Annotated in this window: 14 protein-coding genes; 5 read left to right on the forward strand and 9 right to left on the reverse strand. The window is 61.9% G+C overall.

Going from position 1 to position 20,003, the window contains the following annotated elements:
• The first annotated feature begins 132 nt into the window (after positions 1 to 132).
• The 5 genes from DYL61_RS28990 (at position 133) to DYL61_RS29010 (ending at position 5,004) form a co-directional block, all read left to right on the forward strand.
• On the forward strand, positions 133 to 900 hold the full coding sequence (locus tag DYL61_RS28990) for a DeoR/GlpR family DNA-binding transcription regulator (RefSeq protein WP_105695863.1): 768 nt from the start codon (positions 133 to 135) through the stop codon (positions 898 to 900).
• Between the two features lie 10 nt (positions 901 to 910).
• Positions 911 to 2,743, forward strand: a complete 1,833-nt coding sequence (gene glmS, locus DYL61_RS28995; protein ID WP_135311212.1) for a glutamine--fructose-6-phosphate transaminase (isomerizing) — start codon at positions 911 to 913, stop codon at positions 2,741 to 2,743.
• Positions 2,744 to 2,806: 63 nt separating this feature from the next.
• Positions 2,807 to 3,175 (forward strand): avidin-fold protein, encoded by a 369-nt coding sequence (locus tag DYL61_RS29000; protein ID WP_135311213.1) that lies wholly within the window; start codon positions 2,807 to 2,809, stop codon positions 3,173 to 3,175.
• A gap of 99 nt (positions 3,176 to 3,274) precedes the next feature.
• On the forward strand, positions 3,275 to 3,856 hold the full coding sequence (locus DYL61_RS29005; protein ID WP_135311214.1) for a LemA family protein: 582 nt from the start codon (positions 3,275 to 3,277) through the stop codon (positions 3,854 to 3,856).
• On the forward strand, positions 3,853 to 5,004 hold the full coding sequence (locus DYL61_RS29010) for a hypothetical protein (RefSeq protein ID WP_135311215.1): 1,152 nt from the start codon (positions 3,853 to 3,855) through the stop codon (positions 5,002 to 5,004). The genes DYL61_RS29005 and DYL61_RS29010 overlap by 4 nt, the downstream gene beginning before the upstream one ends.
• A gap of 149 nt (positions 5,005 to 5,153) precedes the next feature.
• Here the strand turns inward: DYL61_RS29010 and pbpC are convergent, their stop codons facing one another.
• From pbpC to DYL61_RS29055, 9 genes are all read right to left on the reverse strand, one after another.
• On the reverse strand, positions 5,154 to 7,454 hold the full coding sequence (pbpC, locus tag DYL61_RS29015) for a penicillin-binding protein 1C (RefSeq protein ID WP_135311216.1): 2,301 nt from the start codon (positions 7,452 to 7,454) through the stop codon (positions 5,154 to 5,156).
• Positions 7,435 to 13,236 carry an alpha-2-macroglobulin gene (locus DYL61_RS29020; protein WP_135311217.1) on the reverse strand — a complete coding sequence of 1,934 codons (5,802 nt, stop codon included), beginning with the start codon at positions 13,234 to 13,236 and terminating at the stop codon, positions 7,435 to 7,437. Before DYL61_RS29020 ends, pbpC begins: the two co-directional genes overlap by 20 nt.
• A gap of 185 nt (positions 13,237 to 13,421) precedes the next feature.
• Positions 13,422 to 13,622, reverse strand: a complete 201-nt coding sequence (locus tag DYL61_RS29025) for a DUF3077 domain-containing protein (protein ID WP_135311218.1) — start codon at positions 13,620 to 13,622, stop codon at positions 13,422 to 13,424.
• Between the two features lie 555 nt (positions 13,623 to 14,177).
• Positions 14,178 to 15,110 (reverse strand): phosphatidate cytidylyltransferase, encoded by a 933-nt coding sequence (locus DYL61_RS29030; RefSeq protein WP_135311219.1) that lies wholly within the window; start codon positions 15,108 to 15,110, stop codon positions 14,178 to 14,180.
• Between the two features lies 1 nt (position 15,111).
• Positions 15,112 to 15,732: a lysophospholipid acyltransferase family protein gene (locus DYL61_RS29035; RefSeq protein WP_135311220.1), complete on the reverse strand. Its 621-nt coding sequence runs from the start codon at positions 15,730 to 15,732 to the stop codon at positions 15,112 to 15,114.
• Between the two features lie 9 nt (positions 15,733 to 15,741).
• Positions 15,742 to 16,185, reverse strand: a complete 444-nt coding sequence (locus tag DYL61_RS29040; RefSeq protein WP_135311221.1) for a hypothetical protein — start codon at positions 16,183 to 16,185, stop codon at positions 15,742 to 15,744.
• The gene (locus DYL61_RS29045) at positions 16,175 to 17,473 is read right to left on the reverse strand and encodes a phosphatase PAP2/dual specificity phosphatase family protein (protein ID WP_135311222.1); all 1,299 of its coding nucleotides are present in this window, start codon (positions 17,471 to 17,473) and stop codon (positions 16,175 to 16,177) included. The genes DYL61_RS29040 and DYL61_RS29045 overlap by 11 nt, the downstream gene beginning before the upstream one ends.
• Positions 17,474 to 17,475: 2 nt before the next feature.
• Entirely contained in the window at positions 17,476 to 19,224 is a 1,749-nt protein-coding gene (locus tag DYL61_RS29050) for a bifunctional alpha/beta hydrolase/class I SAM-dependent methyltransferase (protein ID WP_135311223.1), read from the reverse strand.
• A 10-nt stretch (positions 19,225 to 19,234) separates the two neighbouring features.
• Positions 19,235 to 19,855 carry a CDP-alcohol phosphatidyltransferase family protein gene (locus DYL61_RS29055; protein ID WP_135311224.1) on the reverse strand — a complete coding sequence of 207 codons (621 nt, stop codon included), beginning with the start codon at positions 19,853 to 19,855 and terminating at the stop codon, positions 19,235 to 19,237.
• Positions 19,856 to 20,003 lie beyond the last annotated feature (148 nt).

Here is a 20,003-nt window from a genome sequence, read left to right on the forward strand (position 1 = left end):
CTGGCATTAGGGCAAGCCCCCTCCCACATCTGCCCAGTTTTATCTGAAGAATTCTGTCCAGACGCTTGACGATTTTTCTCCGATAGGTTTTGATTGCCTTCGTTATCTTTCGAAACGAAACTAATCATCACCATGTCGAAACGAAATACCCCCCAACGCCGCCACAACATCCTGACCTTGCTCAATGAATTGGGCGAAGTGAGCGTGGACGAGTTGGCTAAGCGTTTCGAAACTTCGGAAGTTACGATCCGTAAGGACTTGGCCGCGTTGGAAAGCAACGGCCTGTTGCTGCGTCGCTACGGCGGCGCCATCACCATGCCGCAGGAACTGGTGGGCGACGCTGCTCAGCCGATCTCGGTGTACAAGCGCGCCATCGCGCGGGCCGCCGTGATGCGCCTGCGTGAGCACGCTCGCATCATCATCGACAGTGGCAGCACCACCGCCGCCATGATCCCCGAGCTGGGCCATCAACCCGGCCTGGTGGTGATGACCAACTCCCTGCACGTCGCCCGCGCCTTGAGCGAACTGGAACATGAACCGGTGTTGCTGATGACCGGCGGCACCTGGGACCCCCATTCGGACTCGTTCCAAGGCCAGGTCGCCGAGCAAGTGCTGCGTTCCTACGACTTCGACCAACTGTTCATCGGCGCCGACGGCATCGACCTGGAGCGTGGTACCACCACCTTCAACGAACTGCTGGGCCTCAGTCGTGTGATGGCCGAGGTCGCCCGTGAAGTGGTGGTGATGGTCGAATCCGACAAGATCGGCCGCAAGATTCCCAACCTGGAACTGCCCTGGAGCAGCGTCCATACCCTTATTACCGATGATCGCCTGCCGCTTGAGGCCCGCGACCAGATCCAAGCCCGCGGCATTACGCTGATATGCGCGGCAATCATCTAGGAGAAACACCATGTGTGGCATTGTAGGCGCAGTCGCTGAACGCAACATCACCCCGATCCTGATCGAAGGCCTCAAGCGCCTGGAATACCGTGGCTATGACAGCGCCGGTGTGGCCGTCTTCACCAACGCCGGCAAGCTTGAGCGCATGCGCCGTCCGGGCAAAGTCAGCGAGCTGGAACAAGCGCTGGCCGGTGAGCCTCTGGTTGGCCGTCTCGGCATCGCCCACACTCGCTGGGCCACCCACGGCGCGCCGTGCGAACGCAATGCCCACCCACACTTCTCGGGCGACCTGGCGGTGGTGCACAACGGCATCATCGAAAACCACGAAGTGCTGCGCGAACAACTCAAAGGCCTGGGCTACGTGTTCACTTCGGACACCGATACCGAAGTCATCGCCCACCTGCTCAACCACAAGCTCAAGGACCTCGGCGACCTGACCGTTGCGCTCAAGGCCACCGTCAAGGAACTGCACGGCGCCTATGGCCTGGCCGTGGTCAGCGCGAGCCAACCGGACCGCGTGGTTGCCGCTCGCAGTGGCAGCCCGCTGGTGATCGGCCTGGGCCTGGGAGAAAACTTCCTGGCGTCTGACCAACTGGCCCTGCGCCAGGTCACTGACCGCTTCATGTACCTGGAAGAAGGCGATATCGCCGATATCCGCCGTGAAAGCGTGCAGATCTGGGACGTCAACGGCAACTCCGTCGAGCGCGAAGCCGTGCAATACCGCGACGGTGCCGAAGCTGCCGACAAAGGCGAGTTCCGCCACTTCATGCTCAAGGAAATCCATGAGCAACCTTCCGTTGTGCAACGCACCCTGGAAGGCCGCCTGAGCCAGAACCAAGTGCTGGTCAACGCCTTCGGCCCGCAAGCCGCCGAGCTGTTCGCCAAAGTGCGCAATGTGCAGATCGTCGCCTGCGGCACCAGCTACCACGCCGGCATGGTTGCCCGTTACTGGCTCGAAGAACTGGCCGGCATTCCGTGCCAGGTCGAAGTCGCCAGCGAATTCCGCTACCGCAAGGTGGTGGTGCAGCCGGACACCCTGTTCGTGACCATCTCCCAGTCCGGCGAAACCGCCGACACCCTGGCGGCCCTACGCAATGCCAAAGAGTTGGGCTTCCTCGCCAGCCTGGCCATCTGCAACGTCAGCATCAGCTCCCTGGTGCGTGAGTCCGACCTGACCCTGCTGACCCAGGCCGGCCGCGAAATCGGCGTAGCCTCCACCAAAGCCTTCACCACCCAGCTGGTTGGCTTGTTACTGCTGACCCTGTCCCTGGGCCAAGTGCGCGGCACCCTGGCCGATGGTGTTGAAGCCACCCTGGTGGAAGAACTGCGCCGCCTGCCAACCCGCCTCGGCGAAGCGTTGGCTATGGACAGCACCGTGGAAAAAGTCGCCGAACTGTTCGCCGACAAGAACCACACCCTGTTCCTCGGCCGTGGCGCGCAATACCCGGTGGCGATGGAAGGTTCGCTCAAACTCAAGGAAATCTCGTACATCCACGCCGAAGCCTACCCCGCCGGCGAACTGAAACACGGCCCACTGGCCCTGGTGGATGACGACATGCCGGTGGTCACCGTCGCGCCGAACAACGAACTGCTGGAGAAGCTCAAATCCAACTTGCAGGAAGTGCGCGCCCGTGGCGGCCAACTGGTGGTGTTCGCTGACGAAAAAGCCGGCATGACCAACGGTGAAGGCACCCACGTCATCAACATGCCGCACATCCACGACACCCTGTCGCCGATCCTCTACACCATTCCGTTGCAACTGCTGTCGTACTACGTCGCTGTGCTCAAAGGCACCGACGTTGACCAGCCGCGTAACCTGGCGAAGTCGGTCACCGTGGAGTAACACGACATGCCCTGGAGGCCCGTCGGGTCTCCAGGGGTTGTTTGACGAAAGGACACGTCTGCCATGCACCTCTCTTTTTCCCAGATCACCGAGCGTCTGCACAATCGCCGGTTTGCGGTCGCAACCAACACCCAAGGTCTTTCCGGAGCCGGCACGGTATTTCACTACCAGGTCGACGGGGACGCCATCTCGGGTACCTATCAAGGCGGTCGGATTCGCAGCGGTCAGCAGGTTGGGCGGGTGACGGGTCCCGACACCATTGAATTGCTTTACCAATGCCTGACAACGGACGGTGAGCTGCTGGCTGGTTGGTCTCGCGGCATCGTTTCGGTCGATGAGGCTGGGCGTACCACGCTATCTTTTGTGTGGGGCTGGCTCTCCGGCGCAACGGGTGGCGGTGAATCCCACTACGTGGAACTTGCCTCCAATTAATCACCTCTCGTCATTTCTGTGGGCTACTCCCCGCCGCATCCTCCCGCTTTACCCCTAGAATGCCCCCTGTGGATAACTCACCCCAGGGACGCCCTCACCATGAATATCGAACTGCTAATCGCCGCCGTCGTCGTGCTGATCATCGTCATCGGCCTGGTGGGCTGGGTGGTGGGGGTCTACAACGGCCTGGTGATGCGGCGTAACGATGTGGACAAGGCGTTCGCCAATATCGATGTACTGCTCAAGCAACGGGCCGACCAGATCCCGGACCTGATGCGGGTGGTGCAAACCGCCATGAACCATGAGAACGCGCTGTTTACCCGACTCAGTGATGCGCGCCAGCAATACCTCAGCGCCAGCAGCCTCAACGATAAGGTCGAGGCCTCCAACCAATTGAATGCCGCACTCAAGTCGGTGATTGCAGTGGCGGAGGGTTATCCCACGCTGATCTCCGGGCCGAATATGGTCGAGTTGCAGCAGGCCATTTCCGCCGTGGAGGAGCGCATTGCCGACCGTCGTGAGTTCTTCAACGAGTCGGTGAACCTCTACAACATTGCTATCGCGGTGTTTCCCGACCTGTTTTTTGCGCGGATGCTCAGCTACCAGCGCATTCCGCTGTTGGCCATCAGCGCCGAAGAAACCCGATACGAAGGCGTGAAGCTTGAGGTGCCGGGCGCATGAAAACCATTCCCGTAGGCGAAGAAAAGAAGCGGTCGCGCTGGCAGATTCCGTTGGCCCTGTTGTTTCTGGCAGGCTTTGGCGCGTTGCTGATTTACGCGCCGATGGCCGTGGTGGCGATGTTTTTTCCGGTATTCATTCTTTGCTGCCTGGTGGCCAGCTTCGGCGCCAATTTCTACAAGACCGAACAACGGCTGGCCACCAGCCAGATTCGCTCGTTGGCCATGGGCCTGGTGGAAATCCGTGGCCAGGTGATTGTGGATAAACCGTTGATGTCGCCGGTGTATGGCAAGCCGTGCGCGGGTTACGTGTTGATCGTCCAGGAAGGCGAGCAAGACGATGACGGGCGCTGGAGCTGGAGCCGGGTTTACGGTGAGGCGCGCTGCAATGACTTTCGCCTGCGCGATGCCACGGGCGAAATCCACGTGATTGCCGAGGGGATCGACCTGTTTGGCAACAAGCACCCGGATGACTACGAATCCATCGGCAGCTCCCGGCGCCAGGGTGAGATATTGCTCAGCCAGGACATGGATGTGATGTTGATCGGCGAGGCATGCGAGCGTGATGGTCAGACGGTGATCGCCCAGGGCAAAAATCCCAAGGCCGTGTTTGGTGTGGCCCTCACCGAAGACGTCGAAAACCGCCGCGTGCTGGCGCCGTTATGGCGAGTTGGCGCGTTCTACGCAGCGGTGGTGGCGATGCTCGGCGTTGGCGTGATGGCCATGACGCCCGCGCATTTCGCTCAACTGCATTTGCCCGGCCCCGACACTTATCAACAGATGGAATCCATCGGGCCTGTGTATAAATGGCTGGCCTGGCTGTACCGCGAGGGTGGCTTCCCGATTCCTTTCATGGCTGCGTTCGGCTTTATGCTGACGATTTTCGTGGTGCTGATCTGGGCTCGGCTGCTCTTGCCCAAAGGCATGCGTTTGGCTGTGGGGCGTGTGCTGGGTGCATGGATGGGCTTGGGCATGGTCATCGGTGGCGTGGTGACACTGCTGCTGTTTGTTGCCCATGTGGATGCCATGAAGCAATTTCTGGTGTGGATGCTGATCCTGCTGGGCACCTTGGTGTTTTCACTGTTTGAGCAACGCAAAATGGGCGTCGCCTACAAGCATTTCGCCAAGCGTGTGAGCAAAGACACTTTGTAGTGAGCGGGCTTGCCCCGCGCTGGGTGGCGAAGCCGCCCTAAACCCTGGCAACGCGGTATTTCAGGTAGGCGGAGGTGTTTGGGTTGGGGCCGCTTCGCAGCCCAGCGGGAACAAGCTCCCTCGCCACAGGTACATGACTGGCTTCACAGTCAAGGCACAAACTCCACCCGCAGCCCTCGGCTGGCGCTGCGCCCCTGATCATCACTGACCCGCAACCGATACTCCCCCGACTTGCCCGGCCGCCAATTCAACGTGGTGTGCGGCGGGCCCTGGCCAATCAGGGTTTGATCGGCAAACCAGTACAGCGTCGTCGCATCGCTGGCCGCATTGGCATTGAGGGGAATGCTTTCCTGCGGTTGGGACAGGCGCAACTGGTAGCTCACTTGGGTCAGCGGCGAGCGGATTTGCGGCGCTTCACTCTGGTCGCTGAGGCGGTTGGGTTGGCAATTTTTCATTACGTTTGGCGGCGTGCGTCGCGGCAAACCGGCGGCACGGTACAGGCGTTGCACGTCGCTGGGCCAGAACTCAAAGACTTCTTCGCGGGTGTATCGCGCATCGAATGGCGGGCACGCGGCCTTGCCGGTGCGCGTGTCGATCAACACCGGGCGGTGCAGGTTGGACACGCGAATCGGCGAGACACCGGGGATATACCAGGTCTTGCGGGTTTGCGGACACCAGCGGTTGGGCAGTTCGCCGGACGCGGCGCAGACGTCGATGCGCACCAGCCCAGCGGGCGGTTTATCGGGCTTGATCACCACGTTGGGCAAGGCCAGGGGCAGGGCGTCGGCGATGCGGAAGAACAACGGCGCGGCCGTCTTGGCCCCGATAAACGCCGGGTTCGGCCGCCCATCGAAATTGCCTACCCACACCACCAGCACATACGGGCCCACCAGCCCTGCACTCCAGGCGTCGTGGAAACCCCACGAGGTGCCGGTCTTCCACGCGGTGCGCCAATGCCGGCCGGGCAAGCCATCCGGGCGCGGGTTGCGCCGCAGCATGTCGCGCACCATAAACGCGGCCTGGGGCGTGAGCAGTGGCGCCCCGGTGGATTGCGGTTGGTCCTGCAAGTAACGCAATGGCCGCAGATGCCCGTCGCCGGCCAGCATCACGTACAACCGCGCCAACTCCTCGGGTGTCATCTCGCCGCCGCCGAGGGCCAGGGCCAGGCCGTAATGGCGCTCGTCGCGCAGGCCCTTGATGCCGGCACGTTGCAGCAATCCATACAACGACGGCGACTTCACCTGGCTGGCCAGCCACACTGCGGGGATATTGCGACTACGGATCAACGCATCCCGCGCCGTCAGCGGGCCGACAAAACTGCCGTCGAAATTTTCCGGCTGGAAGTAGCCGAAGTTACTCGGCAAGTCCTTGAGGATACTCATGGGGTGGATCACCCCTTGGTCCAGCGCCAGCCCATACAGGAACGGCTTGAGCGTCGAGCCCGGCGAGCGCCGCGACAGCACGCCATTCACCTGGCCGTGAAGGCTTGTGGATAAGTAAACTGCCGAACCCACCAGGGCCTTGACGCTTTGGTCGCGGCTGTCGATCAGGATCGCCGTGGCGTTTTCCACACCGGTGCTGCGCCGCTCGGCGATAAAGCCGGTGATCAAGCGTTCAAGCAATTGCTGCAAGGGCAGGTTGAGGGTGCTGTTCAGTTCGTTGCCGGGGTGTGACGCCAACAGTTGTTCGCTCAAGTGCGGCGCCAGGAACGGAATCTGCTGACGGTTGCGCGCCTCCAGGGGCAACTCCAGCAAACTGTTGTTACGCGGGTCGTGTGGATACGTTTCGCGCCAGTCGGCCATCAAGCGCAGCCGGGCGTTTTGCAGCGAGGGCCCGAAGCGCGCACGTCGCCCCGGTTGCTGCGGGATCACCGCCAGCGCCAGTGCTTCGGACAACGACACCGTTGCCGCCGATTTGCCGAAGTAGATACGACTGGCCGCCTCGGCCCCTTCGATATTGCCGCCCATGGGCGCCAGGTTCAGGTAGGCCTCAAGGATGTCGTGCTTGCTGTAGCGCGCTTCCAGCCACAGCGCCAAGGCCATTTGCTGCAACTTGCCCGGCACTTGGCGCGTGTTCAGGTCCCACAAGCGTCGCGCCAGTTGCATGCTCAAGGTCGAGCCGCCCTGGCGCTGGCCGCCGCTGTAGGTGGCCATGGCTGCGCGCACCAGCGCCGGAGGATTGATCCCCGGGTGCCAGTAGAAATTGCGGTCCTCCTTGAGCAACAAGGCTTCGACCAGTGAAGGGGATATCCGCTCCAGCGGCAGCCACAGGCGGTATTGACCGTCCTGCGCCAGCGTCATGCGCAGCAGCGAGCCATCATCGGCCAGCACCACCCGCGATGAGGTCACCGCCTGTTCCAACGGAGCATGGGGCCACAGTCGCAGGCCTATCAGCACCACCGCCGCTGCGAACAGCGGCGGTGTCAGGCGCTTAAGGCTTGGTGATTTCAAGCTGGCCTACTTTGCCGCGCCCTTGCAGGGTGGTTTCGTACATGCCTTCGGCGTAGGCCGGTGGCGTATTGAAGGTGCCGGCGTTGGTGGCGCGCACGCGGTACACGAAAGTGCCTACATCCCGCAGTGCAGTGCCGTACAACACCACGCGATCATCGCGCACGTCCACGTAGTCCGGCTGCCAGTTGCTCAGCTCGGTTTCGCCGATAGGCGCTTGCCAGGTGTCTTCTTCCTGGCGGTCCTCTACGTATTCGGACTCCTCACCTTCACTCTCGTCAGTGCTGGCGGCTTCCGGCTCCGGCGGCAAGTTATACACAGGCTCGACGCCGCCCGGCAGCAGGTCGACCACGGCCACTTGCTGCACTTGATCACGGTCAGTGGCGCGCAGGCGCAGGCGCACCAAAAACTCATCGCCCACCGTGACCTTGCTCACCGGCTCGCCCTTGAGGTCGAGGTATTCGTGAATGATCTCCAGGCCATGGGTGATCGACTTGAGCTTGGCGCCCTTGTCGTAACCGGCTTCGCTGAGCATATAGAACGCCGCCGGGCCGTCGGATTTTTCCATCACCAGCTTTTGCGTGGCGCCCGGCACGGCGGCCCGCGGCGGTTGGCCGGCCATCTCCAGCAACTGCTGCTGTTTGTCACTTAGCCAGGCGGTGGCCTTGAGGGTCATGTCGCTTTGCGCACGTTGGCCATAGTTGTCCAGGGCGCGCAGCAACAGCGCTGCCGACAACGAGTTGTAACGCTGCTCGTTGAGGCGCTTGCCGAGTTTATCCAGCAGCGCCGTAGGCACATCGTCCATCAGCTCGGGGAAATGCCGCGCCAGCAGGTGCAGGTGTTCGGCGTCGTGCACCAGCGGGTCGTAGTACAGGCTGTCGCTGTCCCACTTATCCACAAGGGCGCGCCATGGGATTTTGCGGAACAGGGCCTCGGCCTGGCGATCCTGCTTGAGCAACTTATAACTGGCGGCCAAATACGCGGCGCCCAGGTCGTTCTGCCAGGTGTCCTTGAAGTAGCGCTCGTAACGCTCGCGGATATCGCTCAAGGCGCCGCTCACCAGAATGCCCTGACGGCTCAGCAGGTAACTGGCGTAGGCGCGATTGCGTAATTCCGACAGGCCTTCACTCGGACCGTTGGCCAGGTCGGTCAGATAGGCATTCGCGCGCACCAACAGGTCCTCCGGCACCGGCATTCCGCGTTCCTTGGCTTCGATCAGGAAGTCGGTGGCGTACAGGCTGGCGTACGGCGCCACGTCCGGGTTGGCTGCCCACAAACCAAAGCCGCCGGCCTGGTTCTGACGTTGGCGCAGCATGCGCACGGCACCGGTAAAGGCTTGTTCGGCCTCAGGCGCCGTGCCGCCCCAGATCAACGCCGGCATGGCCTTGGACACCAGTTGCTCGGTGCAGGCATAACCATAGTCATCCAGGTAATGCTTGAGGCCGTTGGCCCACACCAGTGGCGAGGCCGCGACGCCCAGTTGGACGTCACGCAATTGACTGAACAGCTCGCGGGTCGGCTTGAGCTCTTTGCTGGTGCTGTCAAAGCGACCCAGGCTCAACGCCACGCGGTGCTCACTCAGCGGGCGGATCGAGGTGGTTTCTGCCACCTGGATACGTTTGCCGTCCGGCAGCACCGCGACAAAACGCAGGTCTGCAGAACCCAGGGTTTCGCCCACCTTGATCTTGAATTCGGCAGTGCCCTCCTTGCGCGGTTGCAGGGACAGGGTGCTGCCTTTGTCGCCCTGAACGTTCAGGCCGTCGCTGGTCAGCAGTTCAAACTTCACATCCGCCGCCGCGTCGAGATTGCTGAACACCCCGGCGCTGACGTTGAACACATCCCCCGGCGCCACGAAGGCGGGCACGTTGGGCGTGATCACAATCGGCCCGCGTACGTCGGTGGTGGCCTCGCTCACGCCCACGCTGTCGCTGTCCACCGCCACTGCAAACAGATGCAGCTTGCCATTGAAGCTGTCTGGCACCTGGTAATGCAGCACCGTTTCGCCGGCCGGTAAGTCCACCAGGCCGGACCACCAGGCCACGGGCGGCTGGTGTTTACGCTTGAACGGGTTCAAGTGGTTGGCCAGGGCACCTTCCGTATCGCCACCGGGTGCTGCCCCACTGAGTAGGCGGCTGAATTCCGGCAGGATCAGGTCAAGGATCTGACTGGTGCCGACCTCCAGCGCCCGCTTCTGGAAGAAGAAGCCCAACGGGTCCGGCGTCTGGTAACGCGCGACTTGCAGGATGCCTTCGTCCACCGCATACACCACGGCGCGGCCCGGGCGGTCAGCATTGACCTTGATATCCAGCGTCTGTCCCGGCTCGATCTTCGCCGGGCCTTCCACCTTCAAGGCCATGCGTCGCGCATCCAGGTTGATGCCAAAGGGCACCACGCCATAGGACAGCGGGCTCATGTACACCTCGGCCGAGCCCATGTCCCGCACAAACTGCACGTTGACGTAGGCATTGCCCTCAAGGCCTGCCGGCACGCGGATATGTTGCACGCTGTTGGTGCTGTCGGCCTTGAACCACTGCTGGGTGTAGACCTTGTCGCGCTCGATGGTGATCAACCCGGCGCCGGTGTACGGCGCGCGGATGCTGATCGCAATCTCATCGCCGGTGGCGTAGCTGCGTTTATCCAGGCGCAGTTGCAGTTCGGCGTTGCGCTCCAGGGAGCGCGAGGTGTTGCCGCGACCGGCCACGCTGTAGTCGATCTGGTTGAGCAGGTTGCCGTTGGCGTCCTTGAGTTGCAGGGTGAAATCCCCCGGCGCGCCGGTATTCAGGGTTTGTTTGGCGCCGTCCTGGCTCATTACCAGCGGTGACGCCGGCTGGCTGATGTTCTTGATGCGCGACTCGTACTTGTAGGTGCCGTTGGACTGTTTCACCAGCACCGACACATAACGGTGCTCGACCAATTCTGTCGTCAGGCCGTCCACCGCCAGTGGTGAAAGGTCTGGCGCGACGGCTAGCCATTGCACCTGGCGCGGTGCATCCTTGGCGACGTATGACAGCGAATCCTGACTTTTCACACCCACCAGGTAGGGCGCGGACGACACCAGCAAGGCACTTTGCGCCGCCACATTGCGGCCACCTTCGGCTTCGAACACCTGGGTCATCACTTGCAGGCGATAGGTGCTGTTGGCGAAGCGTTGCAGGTTGAGGTCGAGCACGGCCTGGCCGTTGTCGTCGACGGTGGTTTCGGCCAGGTCTTCGGTGCTGGCGTCTTCCAGGGAGTCGTTGAGGCGGAAGCGGTAGTCGGGGTAACGGTCGAAGGCCGCGAGCGTTGGGCTCAGGGACATTTTTGCGGTGACCCGACGCCCCGACGCGGGCGCGCCGAACAGGTGCATCGCGGTGACTTTGGCCACCACCTGGTCCGGTGGAATCCAGCCCGGCACGGGGGTGTCATGCAGGCTCAGGCTGACCTTCATGCGGTCTGGTTCGAAGTCACGGACCTTGAAGCTCACACTGCCCAGGTCCGTGCGGGTCTGCTTCTGGCCAATCAACTGCAAGGTCGCGGTGTAGTCCCCGGCGGGGGCGACTTCGCTGCTGGGGAAATCAAAGGTTTCAAAGCCGCTGGCGGACAGTTTCAGCGGCTGGCGAATCACTTCCAGGCCGCGCGGGTCGGTGATTTGCAGCTCTACCGGCAGGCCCTGCAGGGCGCCTTTCCAGTTGCCACTGCGCACAATCATGCCCAAGTGCGCGGTTTCGCCCGGACGGTACAAGCCACGGTCGGTAAACAGGTAGGCGCTGAGGCGATCAATCGCACCATCCTCTTCCAAACCGCCTACATCGAAGCGCGACAAATCCAACTGCTGGGACTGGCGGGCAATCGGTAGGAAAGACTGGTCATTGCCGCGAGTGACCACATACATCAGCGGCGTTTTCTCACGGCGCAGCTCATCCAGCTTGGCGAAATGCGAGTGACCTTCGGCATCGGTATGGCCACTGCTGACCGGCAAACCGTTGCGTCCGATGATGTCGATCTGTGCATCAGATACAGGCGAACCGTTGCCGATGGACTGCACGTACACATCATGGCTGCCGTCGCTGGAGCGTTTGGCGATGATGCCAAGGTCGGTCACCACGATAAAACGCAGGTCGCTGGTGCTGCTGCGGTCGTACTCGAACGTGCGCGGGGCCGGGTCATCCTGCGGGCTGAGCTTGAGCACGAAGATGCCACGCCGACCGCCGTTGGCGGTGAGGTAGTGGCTAAGGTCGACGTTGTCGTACACGGTTTTAGCCGGGTCGTTGGATGACATTGGAATGTCCAACGACTGACGTTCAACCATGCGGTCGAAGTACTCGTTGCCAAAGTTCGGCCGGGCAAAACTGCCGCTGCTCTGGTCCACCAAGTGTTGCAACTGGTTGGGCAACAGGCGGGCGATTTCTACGTGGGCGCCGGGTACGCCACGGGCCATAAAGCCCAGGCGTTTTTCGCCGTTGAGACTGAGCAACGCGCCGTCAGACAGGAACTGCAAGGTCCGCGGATACGCCGGCATGCTGATCAGCGACGCTGTAGGATTCTTCGCCAAATAGCCGCCGATGGCTTCCAGGTTGGCGGGAACCCGCACGTAAAGCGCACGACCGGCCGGGGCCTTGAACTTGAAGGCGTGCAGAGTGTTCAGCGGTTCGACGCTGGGCACGTGGGTCAGGTTGACCTTGGTGCTGCGGGCGAGCAGGGCGTCGTCGATGTCGTTGCTGTTATAGGGGCGTGTATCGTCCTCGGCTTTTTCCGGCAGGAGCCAGGCCTGCACCTTACCGGCGATGGTGTCATCGGCTACGGCGCTGGAGCTGCTGAACATCAGCACCGGCTCTGGTTCGCCGCGCTCGTTGTCGACAAAACTCACGTTGGCGTCGGTAAAGGTCAGGCGATAGCGACCGGGCACGGTGACTTGCGCCACCAGCGGTGCAGGGCTGGCGTTGCCGCCGTCACGGGCCTTGAGGCCTTCGTCGAGCCTGGCGCTGACCTGTGTGCTTTCCAGCGGCGTGGCGAGGGCTGCGGAACGTACGTAGGCGTTGAGCTTTTTCTCGTCGAAAGTGACTTCCGGGCGGTTTGGCAACTGGGCGTCGCGATAGGCCAGGCCTTTGTCGAGGATCACCGAGACACGCTTGCGTAGGCTGTCTTCATCCACCGGGTGGGAAAAATGGAAGGTCGCTACCAGTTGTTTCAGCGTCGGGTTGGCCGGGTCTTGATACAACTCGTTTTGCGCCAGGGTGGCGCGGAAGGGCTGGGTGGAAAACTGGCTGCTGTATTGGCTGAGCAATACGCCATCGGCGAGCAGGTTTTTCTTCGACAGATCCAGGGTGTAACCGGTGTCGATGGGCCAGTCTTTTTCCGGCACGAACAACAGGGTGCGGTCATCCGACCAGCGCCAGGTGCCGGCCACACTTGGTTTAAGCGTGATGCCCTCGGTCACCGGCTTGCCAATCGCCGCCAGCGGGGCCACGGACTCGGCAAAGCGTACCTGCACGTTATCCACAACCGGCGTTGGCTGGGTGTAGTCGGTGAGGTTGGGCTTGTGCAGCGAATACCCCACGGTGTGGGGCTGCGGCAGGTTGGAATACCAGTGCCAACCGTAGAACCCGGCAGCCGCCAGCAACACCAGGCCCACTACGCCGGCACCGGTCTGGCGCGGATAAGCGCGAGCCTTGTGGCCCAGGCTTGCCAGGCCGTTGCCGATAGCACGCAGCCAAAACGGCGGATGCCATTGGCCAAAGACGGCCCCCACCACAGTCAATAACGCACCGACAATCCGGCGGCTGATCGCTTTGAACGAGTCGAACATGGTGAGCATCCCTGGCTAAGTGCGGCGTATCTTACACGCGTCTTTGATACAAAAGATGACGTCGTCAGGCCGTACTACTTGTGGCGAGGGAGCTTGCTCCCGCTGGGCTGCGCAGCGGCCCCAAAATCTTGGGAGCGCTTCGCACTCCAACGGGAGCAAGCTCCCTCGCCACAGGGGGATTGGTGTTATGAAGGACTCATACACTCCAGCGAACGATCCACCATGACTTTGGCCATCTCCATCAGGTAGCCGGCGGCTTTGGGTGAATCACTTAGGCCTTCGGCGCAGTGGAGCAGGTCTGAGGCGTAAGCCAAGGCATCTTCGAGGCTGAGGTCGGGGTGAGGGGTGAAAAAGTGGTGGGGTGGATCGGGTTTTACTTTGCTCATTGCGGTAACTCCAATGTAGGTAATTGGAGCTGGCAACCATCGCTGCTAAACAATGGGTGGCAGCTGTACGCAGGTTAGCAGACCGGAACATTGGGAACCCGGCGCACCCGAAGGTGCCCTGCGCACAGCCACCATAAAGCGTTGGCAGAAAAAAACGCCATGCTTGAGATGGCGCTTGTGCGCCCAATGTTAAACGTTCGAGCTGCTAAACCCGGTCACTGAATTGGCAGTGACGAACGCAGACTAGCCACCGAAAAGGCAGGGCACAAGCGGCTGGGATTCTCTCGGAAATGTCCTGCGAAAGAAAGGGACGCGGGAGGTAGGAGTGCTTGTTTCAGACTTTGTCGCAGGGTAAATGCACACAGGTTTGCTGATGGGATTTGGCATACAAATTTTTAGGTTTCACCGCAAAACCAATGTGGGAGGGGCGGTGCGACGATTCGACTTGCCCCCGATTGCAGTGTGTCAGCTACGAATAGGTTGGCTGATACTCCGCTATCGGGGGCAAGCCCCCTCCCACATTTTTGATCTCCATGGGGTCTTAAATCGGTGGGGTCAGGTCCACCAGTACCGCACAAGGTGGAAGAAAATCGGTGCGGCAAAACACACAGAATCCAGCCGATCCAGCATGCCGCCGTGGCCTTCGATCATGTGCCCCCAATCCTTCACCCCTCGGTCGCGCTTGATTGCCGACATCACAATCCCACCGGCAAAGCCCAGCAGGTTGATCAACAGCGCAATCAAGAACGATTGCCACGGGTTGAACGGTGTAGTCCAGAACAGCGCGGCGCCGATCAGGGATGACAGCAGGATGCCGCCGACGAAGCCTTCCACGGTTTTGGACGGCGACAGGTTGGGCGCGATTTTGTGTTTGCCGAACAACTTCCCACACACGTACTGGAGCACGTCCGACAGTTGCACCACGATCACCAGGTAGGCGATCAGCAACAGGTTGCGGCCTTCGTAGCCGGGGATGTCGAGGGTCAGCAGGGCGGGCACGAATGACACGCAGAACACCGCGATCATCAGGCCCCACTGCACTTTCGAGGCACGTTCCAGGAAGTGGGTGCTGTCGCCGCCCAGTGAGGCAAGGATCGGCAGCAGCAGGAACACGTACACCGGGATAAAGATCGAGAACAGCCCATACCAGTCGGCGTAAATCAGCAGGTATTGCAACGGCAACGCCAGGTAGAACGCCGCCACCAGCGCCGGGTAGTCGCTGCGCCGCGTTGGGGTAAGGGTGAGGAATTCGCGCAGGGCGTAGAACGACACGGCATAAAACAGCAGGATCACCGCGCCGGTGCCAAGCCAGAAGGCGATGCCGATCACCACCACCATCACCCACCACGCATTAATGCGGGCGTTGAGGTTGTCGATGACCGCGTTGGGCGTGCCACGGGTGCGCAACTTGAGGATCAGGCCGATCAGCGAGGCGAGCACCAGGATCGCGCCGATGCCGCCGAACAGCATTATGGTCTGGCTGTGCATATCAGGAATGCTCCGGGGCAAGGGCAAGCAGGGCGTCGCGGGTGCGGGCGAGGAAGGCGGCTTTGTCTTCGTCGTCTTCCAAATGCAACGGCGCGCCGAAGCTGGTGGTGCACAGCAAAGGCAGCGGCAGTACGCGGCCCTTGGGCATGACCCGGTTGAGGTTGGCGATCCACACAGGGATCAATTCGGCCTGTGGGTAACTTTTTGCCAGGTGATAAAGCCCGCTTTTGAACGGCAGCAGGCCGTCGTCCAAATTGCGTGTGCCTTCCGGAAAGATGATCAGCGAGTCGCCGCTCTCCAGTGCACTGAGCATGGGCTGCAAAGGGTTATCCACAGGGTCTTTGCGTTCGCGGTCGATCAGCACGCCGTTGAACACGCGGTTGATGATGTAGCGACGCAGCGCGCTTTGGTTCCAGTAATCGCTGCCGGCCACCGGGCGCGTGAATTTGCGCAGGTTCTGCGGCAGCGAGGCCCACAACAATACGAAATCGCCGTGACTGCTGTGATTGGCGAAGTAGATGCGCTGCACCGGCACCGGCGCGCAACCGAGCCACAGGCTGCGGGCGCCGGTGACGGTGCGGGCCATGGAGGTAATCAGCGTGGCGACCACGGGTTCGAACATGGGAATTCCTTATCCGGCGAAAGGCAGCCAAGGGCTGGCGAGGATCACGCCCAGGGTCAGCAGCGCTTGCGCGCCCAGCAGCCAGGCTTGTTTGCGCAGCAGTTTGAGCGCGCCGCGACGGCGCTCGGTCCAGGGCCGGCCGGCGCGTTTGGGCGATTGCAGGCCAAGGGTTTGCAGGGCTTGGTCGAGATCGGCGGTGCGGTCGGTGTCGCGGGCGAGCAGGGCGAACAGGTCGGCATCGAAGGCCACGCGCAGCGCCCAGTACTTTTGCAGCAGCCCGAGGATGATCATCCACAGGGCCAGCAGCAGGCAGATCGTGGAAATACTCGCCAGCAACAGCTGTGCGAGGCCGAACAGTACGCCGAGCAAGGTCAGGCCTGTGGATAACTGGTCCAGCGAGCGGCCACGACGCAACAGGCTGGCGACGACCTGGAGTTCCATATCAGCGGGCATGGGGCAAACCCTCCAATGCTTCTCGGTGAGTGGGATGCAGGACCACGTCGGGCCTGGCTGTACGAATAATAGTCAGCGCTTGTTCTACCGTGGTTGCGCGCTCGGTATGCAGCAACCAGGCGGCGACCGCGGTGGCGCTGCGCGAGTAGCCAAGGGCGCAGCACACCAACAATGGGCCGTGCGCGCGCAGGCGTTCTATGGCTTGGGCGGCGTGCAGGCATTCGGCGGGAGTCGGCGCGATCAAGTCCAGCACGGGAATGGATTGATAGGCGCGACCCTGTGGATTAATCGGTAATTCGGCGCAGAGATCGACGATGGCCTTGAAGGGTTGTTGCTCCTTCGTCGTAGGAATACGCCCGAGCCAGACGTTATCCACAATCGGGTCGGGCTGTGGATGTTTGCGGGTCCACAGGCGTGAGTTGACCCACGCAGCCGCCAAATAGGGCGCATACAGCCACCGCGCCGCTGGCGTCAGCCTGCCATCGGCGCGTTTCTGGAAACCCGCAGCGCCGAGCACGAAATAGTTGGCCTTGATCAGCGCCAGGGAAACCGCCGGCCACAGTATCCATAGCCAGCCCCCGCCCAGCACAAAAGCGAGGATCACCAGGATCAACGCTCCCAGCCCATAACGCACACCGATCTTCCAGCGTTGCACATCCCACGTCAGCCGCGCATTCAACAGCGGGTTAGGATGCTCCAGCGGCCACAACCACACGCACATCCAGCCGGCGAGGGCGCCTGTGGGTAAGTCGATAAAGTGATGTTGATAAGTGGTCAGTACCGAAATGCCGATCAACCCGAACCAGCCGTGCACCAGCCAGCGCCACGCACCCTGGGCATGGCGCTGGTACATGACCCACAGGATTACCAGCAGCGCGATATGCAGGGAGGGTGCCTGGTTGAACGGTTTATCGAACCCCGCCAGCACCGCAAACAGCCAGCCAAACACGCCGTCCAGTTCCGGCCGCTCGAAGGTGAAGCGCAGTGGCCAGATCAGGAAACAGCTCACCGCGATCACCTGCGCACTCAGCAGGCGCAGCGCGTGTTGCTTCAACTCATGTCGGGTGTTGGGCAACAGTAGGGAAAACCCGTAGAGCAGGTCGATGGACCAGTAGGGCACGATGGTCCAGGCCCAGAACGGCATATGGGTTTCCCAGCCGAACACCAGCGTGCCGACGTCGCTGCGCTGGCTGGTGACCCAGGTGGCAAAGCCGTAGGTGCTGAAAAACAGCGGCGCCAACAACAGCAGCCACAGGACTGCTGGTTTCAATAGGCCGGGTTCGCGCATGTTCAGATCTTCTGTGCCAGGGACACGGTGAAAATGCCCCACTCGTCCACCCGTTGAGTGATCTTGCGGAAACCGGCGGCCTCCACCAGTTGGTCCATTTCTGCCTGGCTGCGGCGGCGCATCACCCAGGCCTGGCCTTGGCGGTGGCTGGTCAAGGCGCGGGCGATCAGTTCCAGTTGCGGGTGCCACGGTTGGCCGGTGTAGACCAGGTAACCGCCCGGTTCCACCGCTTCGGCCAGGCCCGCGAGCGAGCCGCCGACCATGCCGTTATCGGCAAACAACTCATACAACCCGGAGACCACCGCCAGCGTCGGTTTAGGCTCCAGCGCCGCCAGATCAGCGCGATCAAACGCATCGCCTTTGACGAACTGCGCGATATCCCCCAGGCCTTTCTCGCGAATCAACGCACCGCCGTCGCGCACGTTGATGTCGCTGTAGTCGCGCAGCAGGATCGATTCCGGCAGCGGCGACACGCCCTGCAACGCCTCAAGAATGTAGCGGCCATGACCGGCGGCGATATCGACAATGCGCACTTGGCGATGATCGTCACGCAACTTGGCCATGGCCAGGCGCAGCAGTTCCTCGACGTTCAACTTGCGTTGGCGAATGCCACGCCAGCCAATGGAGTTGAGGTAGTTGGTGTCGATCATCCGCCCCAGCCCGCCCTTGCCGGTGGGTTTATTGCGGTACACGTAGTCCAGCGTGCTACCGGAGTCGAAGCCGGTGTCGAAGCCCAGTTTCACGCCGTCGGACAGGTTTTTGCCCAGGCCCATGCTGGCGCGGGTCAGGCGCCAGTACAGGTCGCGCAGGGAGTTGCGCGGCAGCGGTGCGGCGAGGGCTTCGGACTCGGCGCAGGTGGCGCCGAGTTTGTCGGCGTCCAGCAGTGAGGCGCGGTCCAGTGGGTGTGCGAAGTTTTGCAGGATAAAGCGCTTGGCGCTGCTCACGGCGGTGGCGCGGTCGCGTTCGCCAAGGGTGTCGTGGAAGAAACCGGGCAGGATGTGCAGCTCTTTTTTCAGGCTGCCAAGGCGGTCGAAGAATTGCTGCTGGGGTTTGCGGTGCACCACAAAGTCCGAACCCGAGATCAGCAACTGTGTCGGTACCTGGATCGCCTGGGCATCGGCTACAACACGGTCGGCGGCTTCGTACAGGCCCAGCAGCACATTCACCGAGATGGCCTTGGTGATCAGCGGGTCGCTGTCGTAGGACGTCACGCGCGCTGGGTCGTGGCTGAGGAACTTGGCCTTGACGTAACTGTTGACGAAAAAGTTGCCGCGAAACCTGCGCATCAACGCCAGGCCCGGCCGGGCAAACGGCACGTACAGCTTGACCTTGAAGGCCGGGGAAGCGAGTACCAGGGCACGGATTTTCGGCGCGTAATCGTGAACCCAGGTGGCGGCGATCACGGCGCCGACGCTTTGCGCGATCACTGCGAAATTCTCTTCCTCGATGCCATAGGTGGCACCGATGTGGTCGCAAAATGTCTGCACATCGCGGGCGCTGGTGGCGAAACTGGGGCTGTCACCACGCTCGCCGGGGGATTGGCCGTGGCCACGGGCGTCCCAGGCGAAGAAGTCGAACTGCGGCAGGTCCAGTTCATCGACCAAGTGAGCGATGCGCCCCGAATGCTCGTGGCCGCGATGGAACAGCACGATGGCCTTGCGCGGCCCGTCACCCGCCGTGGCCGGCCAGTGCCGGTAGAAAAGCTCGACGCCATCATGGGTACTGAAGGTGTGCTCTTGCTGTTCGCGCATCGCAAAATCCTTATGCAGAAGGGGAGGTTTGTTCTTCTTTGAGGCCCTGACGCACGCGGTTGACCAGGGTGTAGGCGAGCAAGGCAGCCACCAGCCACATCACCGCCTCGACCCAGCCGGCGCCCAGCCAGCCCAGCGCCACACCGGTGGCCAACACGCCGAGCACGAAGGCCCGATCACTCTTGCCCATCGGCCCGTCGTAGCGGCGCGATGCGCCCACCATCGGGCCGAGCACCCCGGCGTATTCGCTGAACACCGCCAGCAGTGCCACCAGCAGCACGGGGGCCAGGCTGACGCCGGGGATCAACGCAAACGGCAGGATCAGTGCGCTGTCGGCGATCACATCGCACAGTTCATTGAGGTAGGCGCCGAGGCGGGACTGCTGGCCGAATTCGCGGGCGAGCATGCCGTCGATGGCGTTGAGGGCCATGCGCAGGATCATCCACAGCGGGATCAGCGCAAACAGCCAGAGGTGTTGGGCGAAACTGGCGATCAACAGGCCCACCAGCAGGGAAACCACACCGGCCAGTACCGTGATTTGGTTGGCGGTGGTGCCGTTGTCGTAGAGGCGCTGCACCAGGGGGCGCAGCAGGTTTTGAAAACGCGGCTTGAGCTGATAGATCGAAATCATGGGGAGTGACGCTTCCTTGTCCGTGGACCCGCGAAAAACTGGTTGGGAGTGTGCCGATTATTCGCAGCCTCCACCAGTGATGGCGCGTGTTTATGGGGGTTTAGTCACGCTCTGACGGCCTGTGGAGGGCAAATGTGGGAGGGGGCTT

The sequence above is a fragment of the Pseudomonas nabeulensis genome (assembly GCF_004682045.1).
Taxonomy (GTDB): Bacteria; Pseudomonadota; Gammaproteobacteria; order Pseudomonadales; family Pseudomonadaceae; genus Aquipseudomonas; species Aquipseudomonas nabeulensis.

Coding starts and splice junctions, on each gene's coding strand:
- DYL61_RS28990 (WP_105695863.1), top strand. CDS start 133: ATGTCGAAACGAAATACCCCCCAACGCCGCCACAACATCCTGACCTTG.
- glmS (WP_135311212.1), top strand. CDS start 911: ATGTGTGGCATTGTAGGCGCAGTCGCTGAACGCAACATCACCCCGATC.
- DYL61_RS29000 (WP_135311213.1), top strand. CDS start 2,807: ATGCACCTCTCTTTTTCCCAGATCACCGAGCGTCTGCACAATCGCCGG.
- DYL61_RS29005 (WP_135311214.1), top strand. CDS start 3,275: ATGAATATCGAACTGCTAATCGCCGCCGTCGTCGTGCTGATCATCGTC.
- DYL61_RS29010 (WP_135311215.1), top strand. CDS start 3,853: ATGAAAACCATTCCCGTAGGCGAAGAAAAGAAGCGGTCGCGCTGGCAG.
- DYL61_RS29020 (WP_135311217.1), bottom strand. CDS start 13,236: ATGTTCGACTCGTTCAAAGCGATCAGCCGCCGGATTGTCGGTGCGTTA.
- DYL61_RS29025 (WP_135311218.1), bottom strand. CDS start 13,622: ATGAGCAAAGTAAAACCCGATCCACCCCACCACTTTTTCACCCCTCAC.
- DYL61_RS29030 (WP_135311219.1), bottom strand. CDS start 15,110: ATGCACAGCCAGACCATAATGCTGTTCGGCGGCATCGGCGCGATCCTG.
- DYL61_RS29035 (WP_135311220.1), bottom strand. CDS start 15,732: ATGTTCGAACCCGTGGTCGCCACGCTGATTACCTCCATGGCCCGCACC.
- DYL61_RS29040 (WP_135311221.1), bottom strand. CDS start 16,185: ATGCCCGCTGATATGGAACTCCAGGTCGTCGCCAGCCTGTTGCGTCGT.
- DYL61_RS29045 (WP_135311222.1), bottom strand. CDS start 17,473: ATGCGCGAACCCGGCCTATTGAAACCAGCAGTCCTGTGGCTGCTGTTG.
- DYL61_RS29050 (WP_135311223.1), bottom strand. CDS start 19,224: ATGCGCGAACAGCAAGAGCACACCTTCAGTACCCATGATGGCGTCGAG.
- DYL61_RS29055 (WP_135311224.1), bottom strand. CDS start 19,855: ATGATTTCGATCTATCAGCTCAAGCCGCGTTTTCAAAACCTGCTGCGC.